Source organism: Bradyrhizobium sp. 215_C5_N1_1, from assembly GCF_052075935.1.
GTDB classification, from domain to species: Bacteria; Pseudomonadota; Alphaproteobacteria; order Rhizobiales; family Xanthobacteraceae; genus Bradyrhizobium; species Bradyrhizobium barranii.
This window is the reverse complement of sequence record NZ_CP197228.1, coordinates 4,300,221-4,315,394: the sequence shown is the minus strand read 5'-3', so window position 1 is coordinate 4,315,394 and position 15,174 is coordinate 4,300,221. Positions and strand designations below refer to the sequence as shown.

The window sequence follows — 15,174 nt, the reverse complement described above, 5'->3', positions numbered from 1 at the left end:
TCCGAATGTCTAGCGACCGTGCCGGCCGCATTCGGGCGTATGTCCTGTAACGAGACGTGGGGAACCGGGTGCACGATTGCAAGACGGACTGATGTTTTTTGCCAGCGAGGCGGCATTAGGAATTATGGCTCACGCGTTGATCGAACGCTCGCTACAGAGCCCCAAGCTTCTGCAGTGCATCATGGGCGGACGGCAGGCCTGGACGCAATTCCAGCGCCTTCCGGAAATCGGCAATCGCGCCCTGCCTGTCGCCGAGGCGCAGCCTGGCCTGGCCGCGGTTGTTCCAGGAGAACACGTCGGAGGGATCGTATTGCAGCGCCTTGTCGTAGTCGGCAAGGCCGCGCTTGTTGTCGCCCCGATAGAGCCGGATCATGCCGCGATTGCGCCAGCCGCGTGCGTCGGTCGGCGCGACGCGGATCGCCTCGCCGTAGTCGGCGGCGGCCCGGTCGAGCTGCTCGCTGTCGCGGTAGACGTTGCCGCGGTCGATATAGGCAATCAGATCCGGCGCCAGCCTGATCCGCATGCTGTAGTCGGCGAGCGCATGCGCCGTGTCATGCTTGCGGGCATAGACGAAGCCGCGGTTGGCGTAGGCGGTAACATAGTTGGGATCGCGCTTGATCGCCGCGTCGAAATCGGCAATGGCGCCGTCGAGGTCGCCCTTGTTGAAACGGGACTCTCCGCGGTTGCTGTAGGCCAGCGTCAGCGACGGATCGAGCTTGATGGCTTGGTCGTATTCGGCGATGGCACGATCATAGTCGCGCTTGAAGCTGTAGACGCGGCCGCGATTGTTGTAGGCGCAGGCATAGCCGGGAGCGAGCCGGACCGCCTCGTCGAGATCGGACAACGCGGCGTCGAGCTCGCGTTTCTCGGTGAGCCCATGGCCGCGATTGCAATAGGCGCCGGCAAGCCTCTGCCCGCTCTCGCTCCTGGTATCGATCACGGCCGAGCAGGCTTTGATCCGCGCGTCCGGCGTACTGGCCAGCCCGACGCAGGCATCCCAGGCCGGGGCGCCTTCGGCCGCAGCCGACACCGGCGCGGTCGAGACGAGCGCCGCAAGCAGCGCCAAGAGGCTGAGCGGGACACGCATTTTCCGGATATCTCCCCTGCGGCAACCTCCCTTGGTCGCACCTTGGCAAGGGCCGGTTCAGGCGCCTAGATCAGAGAACACGCAGCGCTTCGAAGGGATCTGGCATGGCGGTACGGGACAACAAGGACAGGAGTCGCTTCGAGCTCGATACGGGCAACGAAATCGCCTTCGCCAATTACCGGCTGACGCCGTCGGCCGTGATCATCACCCATACCGAGACGCCGCGCGCGCTGCGCGGCCGCGGCATTGCGTCCGAGCTGATCAAGGGTGCGCTGGACTTGATCCGCCGCGACGGCAAGAAGGTGATCGCCGGCTGTGGCTTCGTCGTCGACTATCTCGACAGGCATCCGGAGGAAGCAGACCTCGTCGCCTGAATGCAAAAGGGCCCGCGAGATCGCGGGCCCCCTTGGCTTACGACCGAACAATCGGTCAGTGCTTGATCTCCGGCGGCAGCTTGCCGCCATTGGCGGCGAGCTTGGACATCACCTGCTTGTGCAGCCAGACGTTCATGCTCGCCGAGTCGTTCATGTCACCGCTGTAGCCGAGCTCCTTGGCGAGGTCCTTACGCGCGGCAAGGCTGGAGTCGATGTCGAGCGCCTTCATGAGGTCGACGATCGAGGTGCGCCATTCCAGCTTCTCCTTCTGGGCAGCGACCAGCTTGTCGACGATGGCCGCAACGTCCACGGTTGCCATCGGCGCGGCAGCAGGCGCCGATCCGCCCGGCGCGGCGCTGGCGGGTGCGCTACCCGAGGGTGCGCCACCTGCGGGCGCGGCGGAAGCCGGATGGCTGCCGAAGATCGCGCCCATGATTTTCCCGAAAATGCTCATGTCTTCTCCCCGAAAAGGATCCGTTGGAAGGGCCTTGAGTGGCACTTATAAACGAAGTTACTGCGTTACGCCCGCGAAGTTCTGCGAACCGACAACCAGCATCAGCTTATCTGCGGCGAAATGACGACCGAATGACATCGTTGAGGTTGCGGTGCGGCATCGAATCTCAACCAAGCGTGTGGGACAGGACTCGGAAATGGGCGTACGCTCCACTTTCAGTTCGCGATGACGTCCGGAATTCGCGTCTGGCCGGAATCGCGAAACTCAGAAAAGCGGCCGCTTGCGCCGTTGCCGGCGCCGAATTCGGCTGCATGGCAAGGGAGCTAGCGACCATGGCCACACTCTACCCGGGCAATGTCCCCACTGTGGCCCAGCCCGCGGATGCGGCTGGACCGGTGATCCGAACCATCCAACTGTCCGATCTGCACGACGCGCTCAGGCGCGGCTGGGAAGATTTCAAGGCGGTGCCGAGCCACGCCATGATCCTCTGCGTGATCTATCCGGTGCTAGGCCTCGTGCTCGCCCGCGCGGTGATGGGCTATTCGGTGCTGCCGCTGTTGTTCCCACTGGCCGCAGGCTTCGCGTTGATCGGCCCGTTCGCCGCGCTCGGTCTCTATGAGCTCTCCAGCCGGCGCGAACGTTATGAGGAGGCCAGCGCCTGGAATGCCATGGAGGTGCTGCGCTCGCCTTCGTTCGGCGCCATGCTCGGTCTCGGCACCCTGCTGCTCGCTCTGTTCGTGACCTGGGTTGCGACCGCTCAGGCGATCTATGTCGCGGCGTTCGGCTATGAGGGCGCGACCGGTATCTCTGATTTCATGACGCGCGTTCTGACGACCCAGCAAGGCTGGTGGCTGATCGTGGTCGGCTGCGGCACCGGCTTCCTGTTTGCGCTTGCCGCGCTCTGCATCAGCGCCGTGTCGTTCCCCTTGATGCTCGACCGCCATGCCGGCGCGTTCGAGGCCATGGTGACGTCCCTGCGCGTCGTCGCCAAGAACCCGGTGCCGATGGCGGCCTGGGGCCTGATCGTGGCGGTGCTGCTGGCGCTAGGTACGATTCCGGCGTTCCTTGGCCTTGCCGTGGTGATCCCCCTGCTCGGCCACGCCACCTGGCACCTCTACCGCAAGGTGATCGTCTCGGAGCCCGGTGCACGTCCGGTGCCGCCCCCGCCGCATCGCCCGCGCAAGCCGGCCGCCGACTTCCCCGCCAACCTCTTCCCCTGGCGCAATCGGACGGACGCCTGACGATATCGTGACATGCGATCCTGCCCGGGCTCGGCTCGGGCAGGATTGCGTGCTGTCATACGCCTTGCTTTGGCCGCGGTTACAATCGAAATTGCGCCCGCCGGTCAGATCACTTCACGGAATCCATTTCATCTGATGACCCCGACGATTTCTCGTCTCGCTCTCGCAGCCCTCGCCCTCTCCGCGTCAATCCTAACCGCCCAGCCAGCCCTCGCCGCTGTTGCCTGCGGCTCGGGCAATTTCGACGCCTGGCTCGCGGACTTCAAAGCCGACGCCGCGGCCAAGGGCGTCTCGCAGCAGGCCGTTGCCGCCGGGCTTGCCGGCGTGACGCTCGACCAGAGCGTGCTCAACCGGGACCGCTCGCAAAAAGTCTTCACCCAGACCTTCGAGGAGTTCTCCGGCCGCATGGTGCCGCCGCGCATGCAGCGTGGCTCCAACATGATGAAGCAATACGGCTCGGTGCTGTCCCGCATCGAACAGACCTATGGCGTGCCCGGCGAGGTGCTGGTCGCGATCTGGGGTCTCGAGACCGATTTCGGCGTCAACACCGGCAAGTTCGCCACCATCCGCTCGCTGGCAACGCTGGCCTATGATTGCCGTCGCTCCGACCAGTTTCGTGCCGAGCTGCTGGATGCGCTGCGCATCGTCCAGCGCGGTGACCTCGCCCCCGCCGACATGAAGGGCGCATGGGCCGGCGAGCTCGGCCAGACCCAGTTCATGCCGTCGTCCTGGATGAAATACGCCGTCGATTTCGACGGCAACGGCAAGCGCGACCTCTTGCACAACGCGCCCGACGTGCTCGCCTCCACCGCCAATTATCTCGCCGGCTACGGCTGGCAGCGCGGCAAGGATTGGCAGCCGGGCAGTCCGAATTTTGCGGTATTGCAGCAGTGGAATAAGAGCGAAGTCTACTCCAAGACCGTCGCCTATTTCGCGACCCAGCTCGCACGCGCCCCTTAAATAGCGCCCGACAGGACGCGTAGGGCCGATCGCCCGGCGATCGGCCCTCTCTTGGTGCGTTTACTTCCCCATGGTGGCGTTCATCGCCTTGTTCAGGTGCGCGCCGCACACACCCATTTTGCCGTTGAGAAGCGCGTCCTGCGCAGCCGCGATCTCCTTCTGCGCCACGAACTTGCTGTCGCCGTCGGCCATGTTCTCGATCGCGGTCTCCGTCTTCTCCAGATTGGCCGAGCTGCAACCGCCCATGGCGTGCTTGGCAGCCTGGGCCGGCGCGACGGCGAACGCAACGGCGGCAATTGCGATAACCCCGAGTAACTTCGTCATGATGTTACTTTCCTTCTCTTGTTCTTGGGACAGAACCAGCAACATTGCCAGAATCTGCGACATGACTTTCCTCCGGGCGCGGCAACTTGCCGCAATAAATTCCTCGCGAGAATTGCGTGATGTTGCGTGCGGCGCAGAGGCACCATGCAAAATTTCTGATTTTCATTACACCCTTGTAATGAACGCCACACGTTCGGCGTGTGTGCACCGCACCAGAGAGGCGGTTGCGGTCTGAAACGAGGCTTGGTGGGTTTCGGCAGGCTTCACGCCTGGCCGTCTGGTGATCCGCCAGCCCAAAGCGAGTTGGATCGTCGGGACCCGGTCGCATAGTGCCCCACATATGAATGAATTTATATTCATATCTATAGTTCCGCTATCATGCGATTCGCGCATGCGAGACTTGGGCGCAGGCGCTGACTGATCGCCTTAAGAACAGTTGGAACCCTACCTATTTCCATTTCACCGGTAGCGAGAGTGGTTGCAGTAAACCCGTGAATTCACGGTGATTTCTGGCAAAGCATTCCCTATTTCGCCTACCCTTTAGGCGAGAGTGTTCCCGGGTTAATCGTCCGTTACCACCGCTATGCACCTCGCGCTTAGCTGCATCGCAACATCGGAACTTTCGCACTGCACCACTCTCACCTATATTCATTTCAACGATGAGGCTCGGGCAAGGGCTGAATCGAACTACAGGAGACTACCAATGCTGCTCTCGCTCATCCGCATGATCCAGGCTTTCCGGGACTATCAGCGCAATGTTGCCGAGCTGTCCCAGCTCAGCGATCGCGAACTGGCCGACATCGGCCTCGATCGCTCGGACATCCCGCGCGTTGCCGCCGGTCAGTATCAGGGTTGATTCCGTTCAGCCCTTCACCGGACGAACCGATAGCGCCCGCCTCGTGCGGGCGTTGTCGTTTCTGATGGCAGAAAACTCCATCTCGGCGATTCCACTGACCGCCGAAAAGCGCTACCTGTCCGCCCCATGACAGGACCCCAATCCAACATTGTCCACGTGATCGGCGCTGGCCTTGCCGGTTCCGAAGCCGCCTGGCAGGTCGCCAAATCCGGCGTGCCCGTGGTGCTGCACGAGATGCGGCCGGACCGCATGACCGAGGCGCACCGCACCGATGGGCTCGCCGAGCTCGTCTGCTCCAATTCGTTCCGCTCGGACGACGCCGCCAACAACGCCGTCGGCCTGCTGCACGCTGAAATGCGCCGGCTCGGCTCGCTGATCATGCGCGCGGCCGACGCCAACCAGGTGCCCGCCGGCGGCGCGCTCGCGGTCGACCGCGACGGCTTCTCGGCGGCCGTCACCAAGGCGCTCAACGACCACCCCCTGATCGAGATCGCCCGCGGCGAGATCGCAGGCCTGCCGCCGGCCGAGTGGAGCAACGTGATCGTGGCGACCGGTCCCCTCACCTCCGCCCCGCTGGCCGACGCCATCCGCGAATTGACCGACGAGAACGCTCTCGCTTTCTTCGACGCGATCGCGCCGATCGTGCATCGCGAGTCCATCGACATGTCAGTGGCCTGGTTCCAGTCGCGCTATGACAAGGTCGGCCCCGGCGGCACCGGTGCCGACTACATCAACTGCCCCATGACCAAGGAGCAGTATGACGGCTTCGTCGCCGCGCTGATCGCGGGCGAGAAGACCGAGTTCAAGGAATGGGAGACCAACACGCCCTATTTCGACGGCTGCCTGCCGATCGAGGTGATGGCGGAGCGCGGCCCCGAGACGTTGCGCCACGGCCCGATGAAGCCGGTCGGCCTCACCAATCCGCACGATCCCACCACGAAGGCCTACGCGATCGTGCAGCTGCGCCAGGACAACAAGCTCGGCACGCTCTACAACATCGTCGGATTCCAGACGAAGCTGAAATACGGCGAACAGCAGCGCATCTTCCGCAGCATTCCGGGGCTGGAGAAGGCCGAATTCGCCCGCCTCGGCGGCCTGCATCGCAACACCTTCCTCAATTCGCCAAAGCTGCTCGACGGCCAGCTGCGCCTGCGCGCGCAGCCGCGGCTGCGCTTTGCCGGTCAGATGACCGGCTGCGAGGGCTATGTGGAATCCGCCAGCGTCGGCCTGATCGCCGGTCTCTATGCGGCAGCGGATGCGCGCGGCGAAACGCTGGCGAGCCCGCCTGCTACGACAGCACTGGGATCGTTGCTCGGTCACATCACCGGCGGCCATATCGAGACCATTGAGCCCGGTACGCGCTCGTTCCAGCCGATGAACATCAATTTCGGCCTGTTCCCGCCGCTTGCGAATGCTCCGACGAAGAAGCCCGACGGCAGCCGCCTGCGCGGCAACGAGAAGACGGTGGCCAAGAAGCAGGCGATGAGCGCGCTGGCGCTCGCCGATCTCGATCGCTGGATCGCCGATCACCTGCGCATCGCCGCAGCAGCGTGAGTTTTTCGATGAGTCTTCCCAAAGACGACGCCGCGACACTGTCGGCGCGCTGGACCGAGGGCGTGCTGCTCAAGCGCGACGTGTTCTCGACCGTCGAGCGCGGCCGCTTCCGCGGTGACAGCGGCGAGGTCGACGCCGTGCTGCGCCGGCTCGACGAAGTGCCGTGGTGGTCATTTCCCTTGGCGCGCCACCTGTTCGCGCGTGAGAAGCACGCGCTGGCACTGGCCAAAGGCCTCAATGTCGGCCCCGATTTGCTGTGGGCCGGCCGCCGGGCGCTCGTGCGCGGCTTTGTCGACGGCGTCGCGCTCCATCTCGCCAAGCCGCATGGCGACCTCGCCTATTTCCGCTCGGCCAAGGTGGCGCTACGCCGGTTGCGTCGCGCTGGCATCTGCCACAACGATCTCGCCAAGGAGCAGAACTGGCTGGTCGGCCGCGACGGCCGCGCCTATGTGACCGACTTCCAGCTCGCGGCCTGCTTCAACCGACGTGGCCGGCTCTACCGCATCCTCGCCTACGAGGACCTGCGGCATCTGCTCAAGCACAAGCGTTCCTACGCACCCGAGGCGCTGACGCCCCGCGAGCGCAAGATCCTGGCGAAGAAATCATTCGCCGCCAGCCTGTGGCTCGCGACCGGCAAGAAGGTCTATCGCGCGATCACGCGCGGCCTGTTCAACTTCACCGACCGCGAGGGCGGCGGCCGCCGGCTGGTCAACGACGCGCCGGTGCTGGCCGAGCTGATACGCAAGAACCCGGCCGTGCGCGACACCGCCATCGTCGCCTTCGCCGACCGCCGCTCCGGCGTCGGGCTTTATGCCTTCGTCGAGGCCGATCAGGCCACGCTTGAAGGCGAGCTTCGCAGCGAGCTTTCGGCCGCCAAGGGCCCAAAGCCGCCGGAACACATCCAGGTCGTACACGCGCTGCCCCGCGATACCAGCGGCAAGCCGCGAACCGAGATCCTGCAACTGGTCGCCATGAACCAGCTCGACCTGATCGAACCGATGATGAAGAACGACCAGGACCGCGCCTTCCTCAAGGACATCCTGGAACAGCGGAAAAACCTGCGCGACCGCTTCAATTTCGAGGCGGACCTGCCGGCGAGCTGACGGGCTGCTCGCGCCTTGAAGCGTCCACATTGGCGATAGAGAACCGATCGGATCATTCGGGCGGCGGGTCATGGGCATTCGGGGGATGATGATGCATCGTGTGGTTGGCGGCGTGATCGCTGGCCTTCTGCTGCTCGCAGCTGCGCCCGCGATGGCCGAATCCCCGGCCGAGCTGATCTCCGGCTTTCGCCTCAAGAACGGCGAAGTCCGCGTCGTCCGCGATTCAACCCTTGACCGCATCGCCATGGACCAGGCCCGCGCGATGGCGGCGAAGGACGACCTTAGCCACGACGCGCTCGGCCCGTTCAACCGGCGCGTCGCACCGGCCGGCGCGGGCCGCGCGGCCGAGAACATCGCCTACGGCTACGACAATTTCGAGAAGACGCTGGGACAGTGGATCGACTCGTCCGGGCATCGCAAGAACCTGCTGCTGCACAACGCCTCCCGCGTCGGCATCGCAAGCGCCAAAAATGCCAGTGGCAAGCGAACCTATTGGGCCATGGTGATCGCGGGCGACTACGAGCCGAAGGGCAAGGGCAAAGGTAAAGGCAAGAAGGACGAGGAGCCGCTGGTTGCCGTGAAGCGCGAGGCCGCGCCCGCCAGCAAGCCGAAATCCAGCGGCTGCCACGTCAAGCTGCTCGGCCTCTGTATCTGAGGCGAGATGATTTCAGCCGCGGCGCGCGGCCTCGATCGCGGCGACATCGATCTTCGTCATCCCCATCATTGCATCGAAGGCGCGCTTTGCCTCGGCACCGCCGGCCGCCAGTGCCTCGGTCAACACCCGCGGCGTGATCTGCCAGGAGAGGCCCCATCTGTCCTTGCACCAGCCGCAGGCGCTCTCCTGCCCGCCATTGCCGATGATGGCGTTCCAGTAGCGGTCGGTCTCCTCCTGATCGTCGGTCGCGATCTGGAACGAGAAAGCCTCGTTGTGCTTGAAAATCGGACCGCCGTTGAGGCCGAGACAGGCAACGCCGGCAACCGTAAACTCGACGGTCAGCACATCGCCCGCCCTGCCGGAGGGGTAATCGCTGGGCGCGTGATGGACGGCGCTTACGGCGCTATCGGGAAATGTTTCGGCATAGAAGCGGGCGGCCGCCTCGGCGTCCTTGTCGTACCAGAGGCAAATCGTGTTCTTCGCCATTGCGCGTCCCCTTCGGTTCCGGGCCATCACACCGCCATCCATTGAGAATGGACGGCGGTGTGATGTCTTTCGCCTAGATACCCTCTTGAATGCGCCTCACCAAGGCGCGCCAATGCCGCGGCCTATGCGACCCGGGGTTCCGCCACGTCCCTGGCTTTCAGGTCTCGCGGAAGCACCGTCAGCAGCAGCAACGCACAGAGCACGCACAAGCCGCCAATGACATAGAGCGCGGGTGTCGTGCTGCCGGTCACATCCTTGACCGAGCCAACCATGACCGGGCTGACGATGCCGCCGACCTGCCCCAGCGTATTGATGAGTGCGATCCCGCTCGCCGCCCCCGCACCGGTGAGAATTTTCGGAGGCAGCGTCCAGAATGTCGGAATGGCCGCAACCACGCCGGCACCAAGAATGGCAAGCGCGCCAACCAGCGTGACGACATTCCTGTCGAATGCACCGGACGCGAAGAATCCCACGGCCGCGGTCAGAATCAAGGCTGCGACAAATTTCGGGCGCTCGCCCGATGCATCCGACAATCGGCCTACGATAATCATGCAGATGGCGCCGCAGATATAGGGTACGGCGGTCAGGAAGCCGATCGCGGCTGCACTGCCTCCGCCGGCCGCCTTGATCAGGTCGGGCGCCCAGAAATTGAGGCCGTAGGAAGCGATCTGGATCAGGAAGTAGATGAATCCAAGCAGCAGGACGCCGGGCATGAGCAGCGAGCGCCATGCCGAATGCTCGCCGATCTCGGTCTTCTGACGGTCCAGCTGAACCGAGATCAACCGGCGCTCGTCGTCGCTCAACCATTCGGCGTGCTCGATCCCGTCGTCGAAGCGCAGCAGCACGACGAAGCCAAGCGCAACGCAGGGAATGCCGCCAGCCAGAAACAGCCATTGCCAACCGGCCAGACCGTGCAGCCCGTTCAGATAGTTGAGGATGAGACCCGAGATCGGCGAGCCGATGATCCCCGAGAATGCAGTGGCGAGAAAAAACACGGACGTCATGCGGCCGCGATGCGATTTTGGAAACCAGAGTGTCAGGTAATAGAGAATGCCGGGCGCAAATCCCGCCTCCATGGCGCCGATCACAAAGCGCAGCGCATAGAACTGCCACTCGCTATGAACGAAGACCATCGCCGCCGTCGCCAGCCCCCAGGAAATCATGATGCGGGCGATCCAGCGCCGCGCGCCGAAGCGATAGAGCAGCATGTTGCTCGGCACTTCCAGCAGGACGTAACCAACGACGAACAGGCTGGCGCCAAATCCGTAGGCGGTGTTGCTGAGGCCGAGATCGGCCTGGAGCGCAGCCTTGGCGAAGCTGATGTTGACGCGGTCGAAGAACGCAAAGAAGTAGCAGACAATGATCAGCGGCATCAGCCGCCACGCAATCTTCTTGATGACCTGATGCTCTGTGAGTCCAGTATCGAGGTCGGCAGTCGCCGCCGTGGCAATCGTCATGGTTTCCTCCAATGTGTTTTGAATTTTGATAGCGGTCGATCAGCCCGAGCGTCGCAGCCGCTCGGGTATGGGATGCAGATCGAGGGGACGGCCGGCCTTGGCGACCTGCCCCGGCACCTCGTGTCCGATCAGTCCAGGCAACCGGAACGAGAGATCGATCAAGCGCTGCAGGTCGAGACCGGTCCGCAGGCCCGTCTCGTGGCAGAGATTGACGAGGTCTTCGGTACAGACATTGCCGGTGGCACCCGGCGCAAATGGACATCCGCCGAGGCCGCCCAGCGCGGCGTCAAAGCGGCGCGCGCCGGTGTCATAGGCCGCGAGGACGTTAACCAGCCCGAGACCGCGCGTGTTGTGGAAGTGAAGCGTGAGCATATCAGCAGGGACCAGCATCAAGACCTCGGCAACCAGCTGCGAGACCTGATTGGGATTGGCCATGCCCGTGGTATCGGCGAGCGTGACGCCATCGACCCCGAGATCGAGATAGCGCGTGACGATGTCGAGCACCTTCTCGAAAGGCTGCAGGCCTTCGAACGGACAGCCGAACGCCGTCGCAACCGTCGCGTTGACCAACGCGCCGCCTGCATGGGCTGGCTTCACGATCTCGCTGAGCGACGCCAGCGACACCGCATGCGTCATGTTCATGTTGGCACGGTTGTGCGTCTCGCTCGCCGACATCACGAAATTGAGCTCGTCGGCGCGTGCGGCCAGCGCCAGCTCAGAACCCTTCCGGTTCGGGATCAACGCCGTGTAGATCGCGCCGGGCCGCCGCTCGATGCCGGCGAAGACGTCCGCGGCGTCGCGCAGCGACGGCACGGCCGCCGCTGACACGAATGACGAGACCTCAATGCGGCCGAAGCCGATCGCAGAGAGCGAATTGATCAGCCGGATTTTTTCGCTGGTTTCGACCCATTTCGCTTCGATCTGAAGGCCGTCGCGCGGAGCGACCTCCTGGATCAGGACGTCCGGTGGCGTTGCCGTCATTGCACCGCTCCGCTCCGGCGCAGCTGCGCGATATCGCCTGCCTGCAAGCCGAGGCCCGCGAGCACCTCGTCGGTATGCTGTCCCAGCGTCGGGCCAGGCCATTTGACCGCGCCCGGGGTGTCGGAGAGCTTCGGCGCGATGCCCGGCATCTTTACGGTGACGTCGCCCGGCAGCTCGGTCGGCAGGATCATGTCGCGGGCGGCGTAATGGGGATCGTCGACAATATCGGCGACGGAATAGATCCGGCCCGCGGGGACGTCGGCCGCATCGAGGCGTGCGAGGATCTCGTCCATCGTTCGCTCCGAGGTCCATGCAGCGATGGCAGCATCGAGCAAGGCGTTGCCGCGGACGCGCCCATCATTGCTTGCGAACGCTGGATCGTCTGCAAGGTCCGGCCGCCCGATGACCAGCATCAAGCGCTTGAAGATCGCGTCGCTGTTGCCGGCGATCACGACATGGCGCCCGTCGGAGCTGGGATATGTATTGGATGGACTGATGCCCGGCAGGGCGCCGCCGGTGCGGGTCCTGACATGACCCATGAGGTCATATTCGGGGACGAGACTCTCCATCAGGTTGAACACGCTCTCGTAGAGCGAGACGTCGACCACCTGCCCTCGCCCCTGCCCTGTCTTGACTCGGAGCAGCGACATCAGCGCGCCGATCACGCCATGAAGCGACGCAAGGCTGTCGCCGATACTGATGCCGACCCGGGCCGGCGGGCTGTCGGGATCGCCGGTGGTGAAGCGCAGCCCACCCATAGCTTCGCCGATCGCGCCGAACCCGGAGCGATCGCGGTAAGGGCCGGTCTGCCCGTAGCCGGAGATGCGGACCAGTGTCAGGTCCGGATTGAGCTTTGAGAGCACATCCCAGCCGAGGCCGAGTTTCTCGAGGCTCCCTGGCTTGAAATTCTCGATCACGACGTCGGCTTGCGCGGCCAGCCGCAGCGCGACGTCGCGGCCGTCAGGCGATTTCAGATCGATCGCGATCGACTTCTTGTTGCGGGATTGCAGGTACCACCAGAGCGAGGTGCCCTGATGCAGCTTGCGCCATCTGCGCAGGGGATCGCCACTGCCAGGTTGCTCGATCTTGATGACCTCGGCGCCGAACTCGGCAAAGAGCCGCGCGGCAAATGGTGCCGCGATCAAAGTTCCGAGCTCGACGACTCGTATTCCGGATAATGGTCCGTCCACGTCTGGCGCTCCTCGATCGTCTTTGATCGTGGTGTCGCCGAGCGCAGGGCCTTAAGTCCAATATCCTTTGATGAACACGCGTTCGCGGATGACGAACGACACGAAGGCCGTCATCAGTGAGGTTTGGTTCCGGGCAATCGCAGATGATCGAGCATCAACTGGCTCGTCGCCGACAATCCCGCGGGATCCCTGGCCACCAGCACCAGTTCGCGATCGGCCCAGTCGTCGCTTAACTCGACGGCCGTCAGATTCATGCCGTGACTGAGGACCTCGAACGCTCGGTCGGGAATGAGGCCGATGCCCATGCCGGCCTGCACCATCCGGCACACCGCATCGAATCCCGGGACGTGGACCCGCAACCGGATCGACTTGCCGATCTGCTGCGCGGTGTATTGCGAGCGCAGATAGATCGAGCTGGTCGCAAACAGGCCGACATGGTCGTAGTCGAGCGTGTCGGCGAACGAAACGTCTCTTGCCGACGCAAGCGGATGATCGGATCGCACCACGATGACGAGGCGGTCCCGCCGATAGGAGAACCGCTCCAGCCCGCGGGTCGACACGTCGGCCGAGCAGATGCCGATTTCGGCCACACCCTCCTCGACGCCGCGAACGACATCTTCGCTGGGGCGCTCCTGCAGATCGAGCCGCACCAGCTCGTGGGAGCGAAAGAAGCCGGGCAGATCGTCGGGAAGGAATTCGACGATCGACGACAGATTGGCCAGCATCCGCACATGCCCGCGCACGCCGCGCGCATGCTCGGCCATGTCGACGGCGATCTTCTCGACGTTGAGCAGCGTCACGCGCGCATGATGCAGCAGCGATTCACCGGCCGGCGTCAGCGCCATGCCGTTCGGATGCCGCTCGAACAGCGCGACCTCGAGCACCTCCTCGAGATCATGCATGCGCTTGCTGACAGCAGAGGGCGCGATCGCTTCGCGCTGCGAGGCGCGCGTCAAATTGCCCTCCTCACAGATGGCGATGAACAGCCTGAGGGTCGTGAGGTCGATCCGTCGGGTGATGTTGGTCCTGGGCGTCCCGGTCATTGAGCGGGATTGCGTCTTCTCTTGCATGGTCTGTTTCCCGATCCGGGAAGATATAACGTCCGAAGTCACCGGGTTTCTCAAAATCCGGGGAGAAAGGCCGCCGATTTGGAATCCGATACCAAGACGAGGCAATAATCCGCCATTTTGTTCCAAGCAGCACATAAGCTTGCTCGCGCTCGTCAACGCGCCTAATTCATGGGATCGGGACAGCAGAGGCGGAGACCAGCATTGATCGACATCGACCGGATACGTTCCGACACCCCGGCCGCCTCCCGCCTCGCTTATCTCCACAATGCCGGCGCGGCCCTCATGCCAACTGCCGTCGTCGCGGCAATGAAGGACCACATCGACCTGGAGAGCGAGATCGGAGGTTATGCCGCTGCCGACCGCGAGTCCGATCGGCTCGATGCGGTCTATGGCTCCGTAGCGCACCTGCTGAATGCCGCCCCCGATGAGATCGCCCTCATGGAGAACGCGACAATTGCCTGGCAGATGGCGTTCTACGCGCTTCCGTTCCGCCAGGGCGACCGGATCCTGACCGCCGAAGCGGAATACGCTGCCAACTACGTCGCGTTTCTTCAGGTCGCAAGGCGCACGGGCGCGATCATCGATGTCGTGCCGAGCGATGCCAGCGGCGAGCTCGACGTCCACGCGCTCGAGCGCATGATCGACGAGCGCGTGAAGCTGATCGCGGTTCCGACCAATGGCGGATTGGTCAATCCCGCGGCGGCGATCGGCAAGATCGCGCGGGCGCACGGGATTCCCTATCTGCTCGACGCCTGCCAGGCGGTCGGCCAGATGACGGTCGACGTCGAAGCCATCGGCTGTGACATGCTGTCGGCGACGGGGCGCAAATTCCTCCGCGGCCCGCGCGGCACGGGCTTTCTCTACGTCCGCCGCGAGATGTTGCAACGGCTCGAGCCGCCGATGATCGATCACTTCGCCGCGCCCTGGGTCTCGCGAGGTGAATATCGGCTCCGTGACGATGCCCGCCGTTTCGAGACATGGGAGAACAATTACGCGGCACGTCTCGGTCTCGGCACTGCCATCGATTATGCCCTCGCGATCGGCCTCGGCCCCATCGAGCAGCGCTGCCGTCTGCTTGCGGACCGTCTTCGCGGCGGCCTCGCCTCGGTTCGCGGCGTGACCATTCGCGACCTCGGACGCGCACCGGGCGCCATCGTCAGCTTCACGCTGGATGGGTATGGGGCGGACGCCATCGTCAGCAGCGCCGCTGCGGCGGGCATCACCATCGGCGCTTCAGATCCGGGGAGCACCCGTATCGATGCCGAGATCCGCTCGCTGCCGCCAGTCGTGCGGGCGTCGCCGCACTACTACAACACGGAAGCCGAGATCGACCGGCTGATCGGCCACATCGCGGGTTTGGCGCCGCGATAGCGGCGCGCGCC

Annotated in this window: 16 protein-coding genes; 8 read left to right on the top strand and 8 right to left on the bottom strand. The window is 64.1% G+C overall.

Annotated features, from left to right (window positions below):
• Nucleotides 1-151 precede the first annotated feature (151 nt).
• The gene (locus tag AB7G19_RS20765; protein ID WP_354099711.1) at nucleotides 152-1,087 is read right to left on the bottom strand and encodes a tetratricopeptide repeat protein; all 936 of its coding nucleotides are present in this window, start codon (nucleotides 1,085-1,087) and stop codon (nucleotides 152-154) included.
• Nucleotides 1,088-1,191: 104 nt separating this feature from the next.
• Here AB7G19_RS20765 and AB7G19_RS20760 point away from each other — a divergent pair, with 104 nt between their 5' ends.
• A complete protein-coding gene (locus AB7G19_RS20760) occupies nucleotides 1,192-1,461 on the top strand; it encodes a GNAT family N-acetyltransferase (RefSeq protein ID WP_354097596.1) in 270 nt (89 codons plus the stop codon).
• A 55-nt stretch (nucleotides 1,462-1,516) separates the two neighbouring features.
• Here AB7G19_RS20760 and AB7G19_RS20755 read toward each other — a convergent pair whose 3' ends face one another.
• Nucleotides 1,517-1,915 (bottom strand): DUF3597 domain-containing protein, encoded by a 399-nt coding sequence (locus tag AB7G19_RS20755; RefSeq protein WP_028156132.1) that lies wholly within the window; start codon nucleotides 1,913-1,915, stop codon nucleotides 1,517-1,519.
• A gap of 332 nt (nucleotides 1,916-2,247) precedes the next feature.
• Here AB7G19_RS20755 and AB7G19_RS20750 point away from each other — a divergent pair, with 332 nt between their 5' ends.
• Complete coding sequence (locus AB7G19_RS20750; RefSeq protein WP_441268042.1) at nucleotides 2,248-3,156, top strand: DUF2189 domain-containing protein; 909 nt, start codon at nucleotides 2,248-2,250, stop codon at nucleotides 3,154-3,156.
• Between the two features lie 135 nt (nucleotides 3,157-3,291).
• Nucleotides 3,292-4,116, top strand: a complete 825-nt coding sequence (locus tag AB7G19_RS20745; protein ID WP_063983140.1) for a lytic murein transglycosylase — start codon at nucleotides 3,292-3,294, stop codon at nucleotides 4,114-4,116.
• Between the two features lie 60 nt (nucleotides 4,117-4,176).
• Here the strand turns inward: AB7G19_RS20745 and AB7G19_RS20740 are convergent, their stop codons facing one another.
• Nucleotides 4,177-4,503 carry a hypothetical protein gene (locus AB7G19_RS20740; protein ID WP_441268041.1) on the bottom strand — a complete coding sequence of 109 codons (327 nt, stop codon included), beginning with the start codon at nucleotides 4,501-4,503 and terminating at the stop codon, nucleotides 4,177-4,179.
• A gap of 640 nt (nucleotides 4,504-5,143) precedes the next feature.
• Between AB7G19_RS20740 and AB7G19_RS20735 the strand changes: the two genes are divergently transcribed.
• The 4 genes from AB7G19_RS20735 to AB7G19_RS20720 all read left to right on the top strand — a co-directional run bounded on the left by AB7G19_RS20735 (nucleotide 5,144) and on the right by AB7G19_RS20720 (nucleotide 8,608).
• Nucleotides 5,144-5,296 (top strand): DUF1127 domain-containing protein, encoded by a 153-nt coding sequence (locus AB7G19_RS20735; RefSeq protein WP_007590701.1) that lies wholly within the window; start codon nucleotides 5,144-5,146, stop codon nucleotides 5,294-5,296.
• Nucleotides 5,297-5,422: 126 nt separating this feature from the next.
• Nucleotides 5,423-6,850 carry a methylenetetrahydrofolate--tRNA-(uracil(54)-C(5))-methyltransferase (FADH(2)-oxidizing) TrmFO gene (gene trmFO, locus AB7G19_RS20730; protein WP_354097597.1) on the top strand — a complete coding sequence of 476 codons (1,428 nt, stop codon included), beginning with the start codon at nucleotides 5,423-5,425 and terminating at the stop codon, nucleotides 6,848-6,850.
• Between the two features lie 8 nt (nucleotides 6,851-6,858).
• A complete protein-coding gene (locus AB7G19_RS20725; RefSeq protein ID WP_354097599.1) occupies nucleotides 6,859-7,953 on the top strand; it encodes an AMP-binding enzyme in 1,095 nt (364 codons plus the stop codon).
• A 91-nt stretch (nucleotides 7,954-8,044) separates the two neighbouring features.
• The gene (locus AB7G19_RS20720) at nucleotides 8,045-8,608 is read left to right on the top strand and encodes a CAP domain-containing protein (protein ID WP_085404753.1); all 564 of its coding nucleotides are present in this window, start codon (nucleotides 8,045-8,047) and stop codon (nucleotides 8,606-8,608) included.
• Between the two features lie 12 nt (nucleotides 8,609-8,620).
• Here AB7G19_RS20720 and AB7G19_RS20715 read toward each other — a convergent pair whose 3' ends face one another.
• The 5 genes from AB7G19_RS20715 to AB7G19_RS20695 all read right to left on the bottom strand — a co-directional run bounded on the left by AB7G19_RS20715 (nucleotide 8,621) and on the right by AB7G19_RS20695 (nucleotide 13,792).
• Nucleotides 8,621-9,094 (bottom strand): VOC family protein, encoded by a 474-nt coding sequence (locus AB7G19_RS20715; RefSeq protein ID WP_063983137.1) that lies wholly within the window; start codon nucleotides 9,092-9,094, stop codon nucleotides 8,621-8,623.
• A gap of 122 nt (nucleotides 9,095-9,216) precedes the next feature.
• The gene (locus AB7G19_RS20710; RefSeq protein ID WP_354099712.1) at nucleotides 9,217-10,551 is read right to left on the bottom strand and encodes an MFS transporter; all 1,335 of its coding nucleotides are present in this window, start codon (nucleotides 10,549-10,551) and stop codon (nucleotides 9,217-9,219) included.
• A gap of 39 nt (nucleotides 10,552-10,590) precedes the next feature.
• Nucleotides 10,591-11,532 (bottom strand): hydroxymethylglutaryl-CoA lyase, encoded by a 942-nt coding sequence (locus tag AB7G19_RS20705; protein WP_354097601.1) that lies wholly within the window; start codon nucleotides 11,530-11,532, stop codon nucleotides 10,591-10,593.
• Nucleotides 11,529-12,722, bottom strand: a complete 1,194-nt coding sequence (locus AB7G19_RS20700) for a CaiB/BaiF CoA transferase family protein (RefSeq protein ID WP_354097602.1) — start codon at nucleotides 12,720-12,722, stop codon at nucleotides 11,529-11,531. Before AB7G19_RS20700 ends, AB7G19_RS20705 begins: the two co-directional genes overlap by 4 nt.
• Nucleotides 12,723-12,835: 113 nt before the next feature.
• Complete coding sequence (locus AB7G19_RS20695) at nucleotides 12,836-13,792, bottom strand: LysR family transcriptional regulator (protein ID WP_441268040.1); 957 nt, start codon at nucleotides 13,790-13,792, stop codon at nucleotides 12,836-12,838.
• Nucleotides 13,793-13,993: 201 nt separating this feature from the next.
• Here AB7G19_RS20695 and AB7G19_RS20690 point away from each other — a divergent pair, with 201 nt between their 5' ends.
• Nucleotides 13,994-15,163 carry an aminotransferase class V-fold PLP-dependent enzyme gene (locus AB7G19_RS20690; protein ID WP_354097604.1) on the top strand — a complete coding sequence of 390 codons (1,170 nt, stop codon included), beginning with the start codon at nucleotides 13,994-13,996 and terminating at the stop codon, nucleotides 15,161-15,163.
• Nucleotides 15,164-15,174: the final 11 nt, after the last annotated feature.

Coding starts and splice junctions, on each gene's coding strand:
- AB7G19_RS20720 (WP_085404753.1), top strand. CDS start 8,045: ATGCATCGTGTGGTTGGCGGCGTGATCGCTGGCCTTCTGCTGCTCGCA.
- AB7G19_RS20710 (WP_354099712.1), bottom strand. CDS start 10,551: ATGACGATTGCCACGGCGGCGACTGCCGACCTCGATACTGGACTCACA.
- AB7G19_RS20745 (WP_063983140.1), top strand. CDS start 3,292: ATGACCCCGACGATTTCTCGTCTCGCTCTCGCAGCCCTCGCCCTCTCC.
- AB7G19_RS20725 (WP_354097599.1), top strand. CDS start 6,859: ATGAGTCTTCCCAAAGACGACGCCGCGACACTGTCGGCGCGCTGGACC.
- AB7G19_RS20705 (WP_354097601.1), bottom strand. CDS start 11,532: ATGACGGCAACGCCACCGGACGTCCTGATCCAGGAGGTCGCTCCGCGC.
- AB7G19_RS20695 (WP_441268040.1), bottom strand. CDS start 13,792: ATGCAAGAGAAGACGCAATCCCGCTCAATGACCGGGACGCCCAGGACC.
- AB7G19_RS20735 (WP_007590701.1), top strand. CDS start 5,144: ATGCTGCTCTCGCTCATCCGCATGATCCAGGCTTTCCGGGACTATCAG.
- AB7G19_RS20750 (WP_441268042.1), top strand. CDS start 2,248: ATGGCCACACTCTACCCGGGCAATGTCCCCACTGTGGCCCAGCCCGCG.
- trmFO (WP_354097597.1), top strand. CDS start 5,423: ATGACAGGACCCCAATCCAACATTGTCCACGTGATCGGCGCTGGCCTT.
- AB7G19_RS20715 (WP_063983137.1), bottom strand. CDS start 9,094: ATGGCGAAGAACACGATTTGCCTCTGGTACGACAAGGACGCCGAGGCG.
- AB7G19_RS20760 (WP_354097596.1), top strand. CDS start 1,192: ATGGCGGTACGGGACAACAAGGACAGGAGTCGCTTCGAGCTCGATACG.
- AB7G19_RS20755 (WP_028156132.1), bottom strand. CDS start 1,915: ATGAGCATTTTCGGGAAAATCATGGGCGCGATCTTCGGCAGCCATCCG.
- AB7G19_RS20740 (WP_441268041.1), bottom strand. CDS start 4,503: ATGTCGCAGATTCTGGCAATGTTGCTGGTTCTGTCCCAAGAACAAGAG.
- AB7G19_RS20765 (WP_354099711.1), bottom strand. CDS start 1,087: ATGCGTGTCCCGCTCAGCCTCTTGGCGCTGCTTGCGGCGCTCGTCTCG.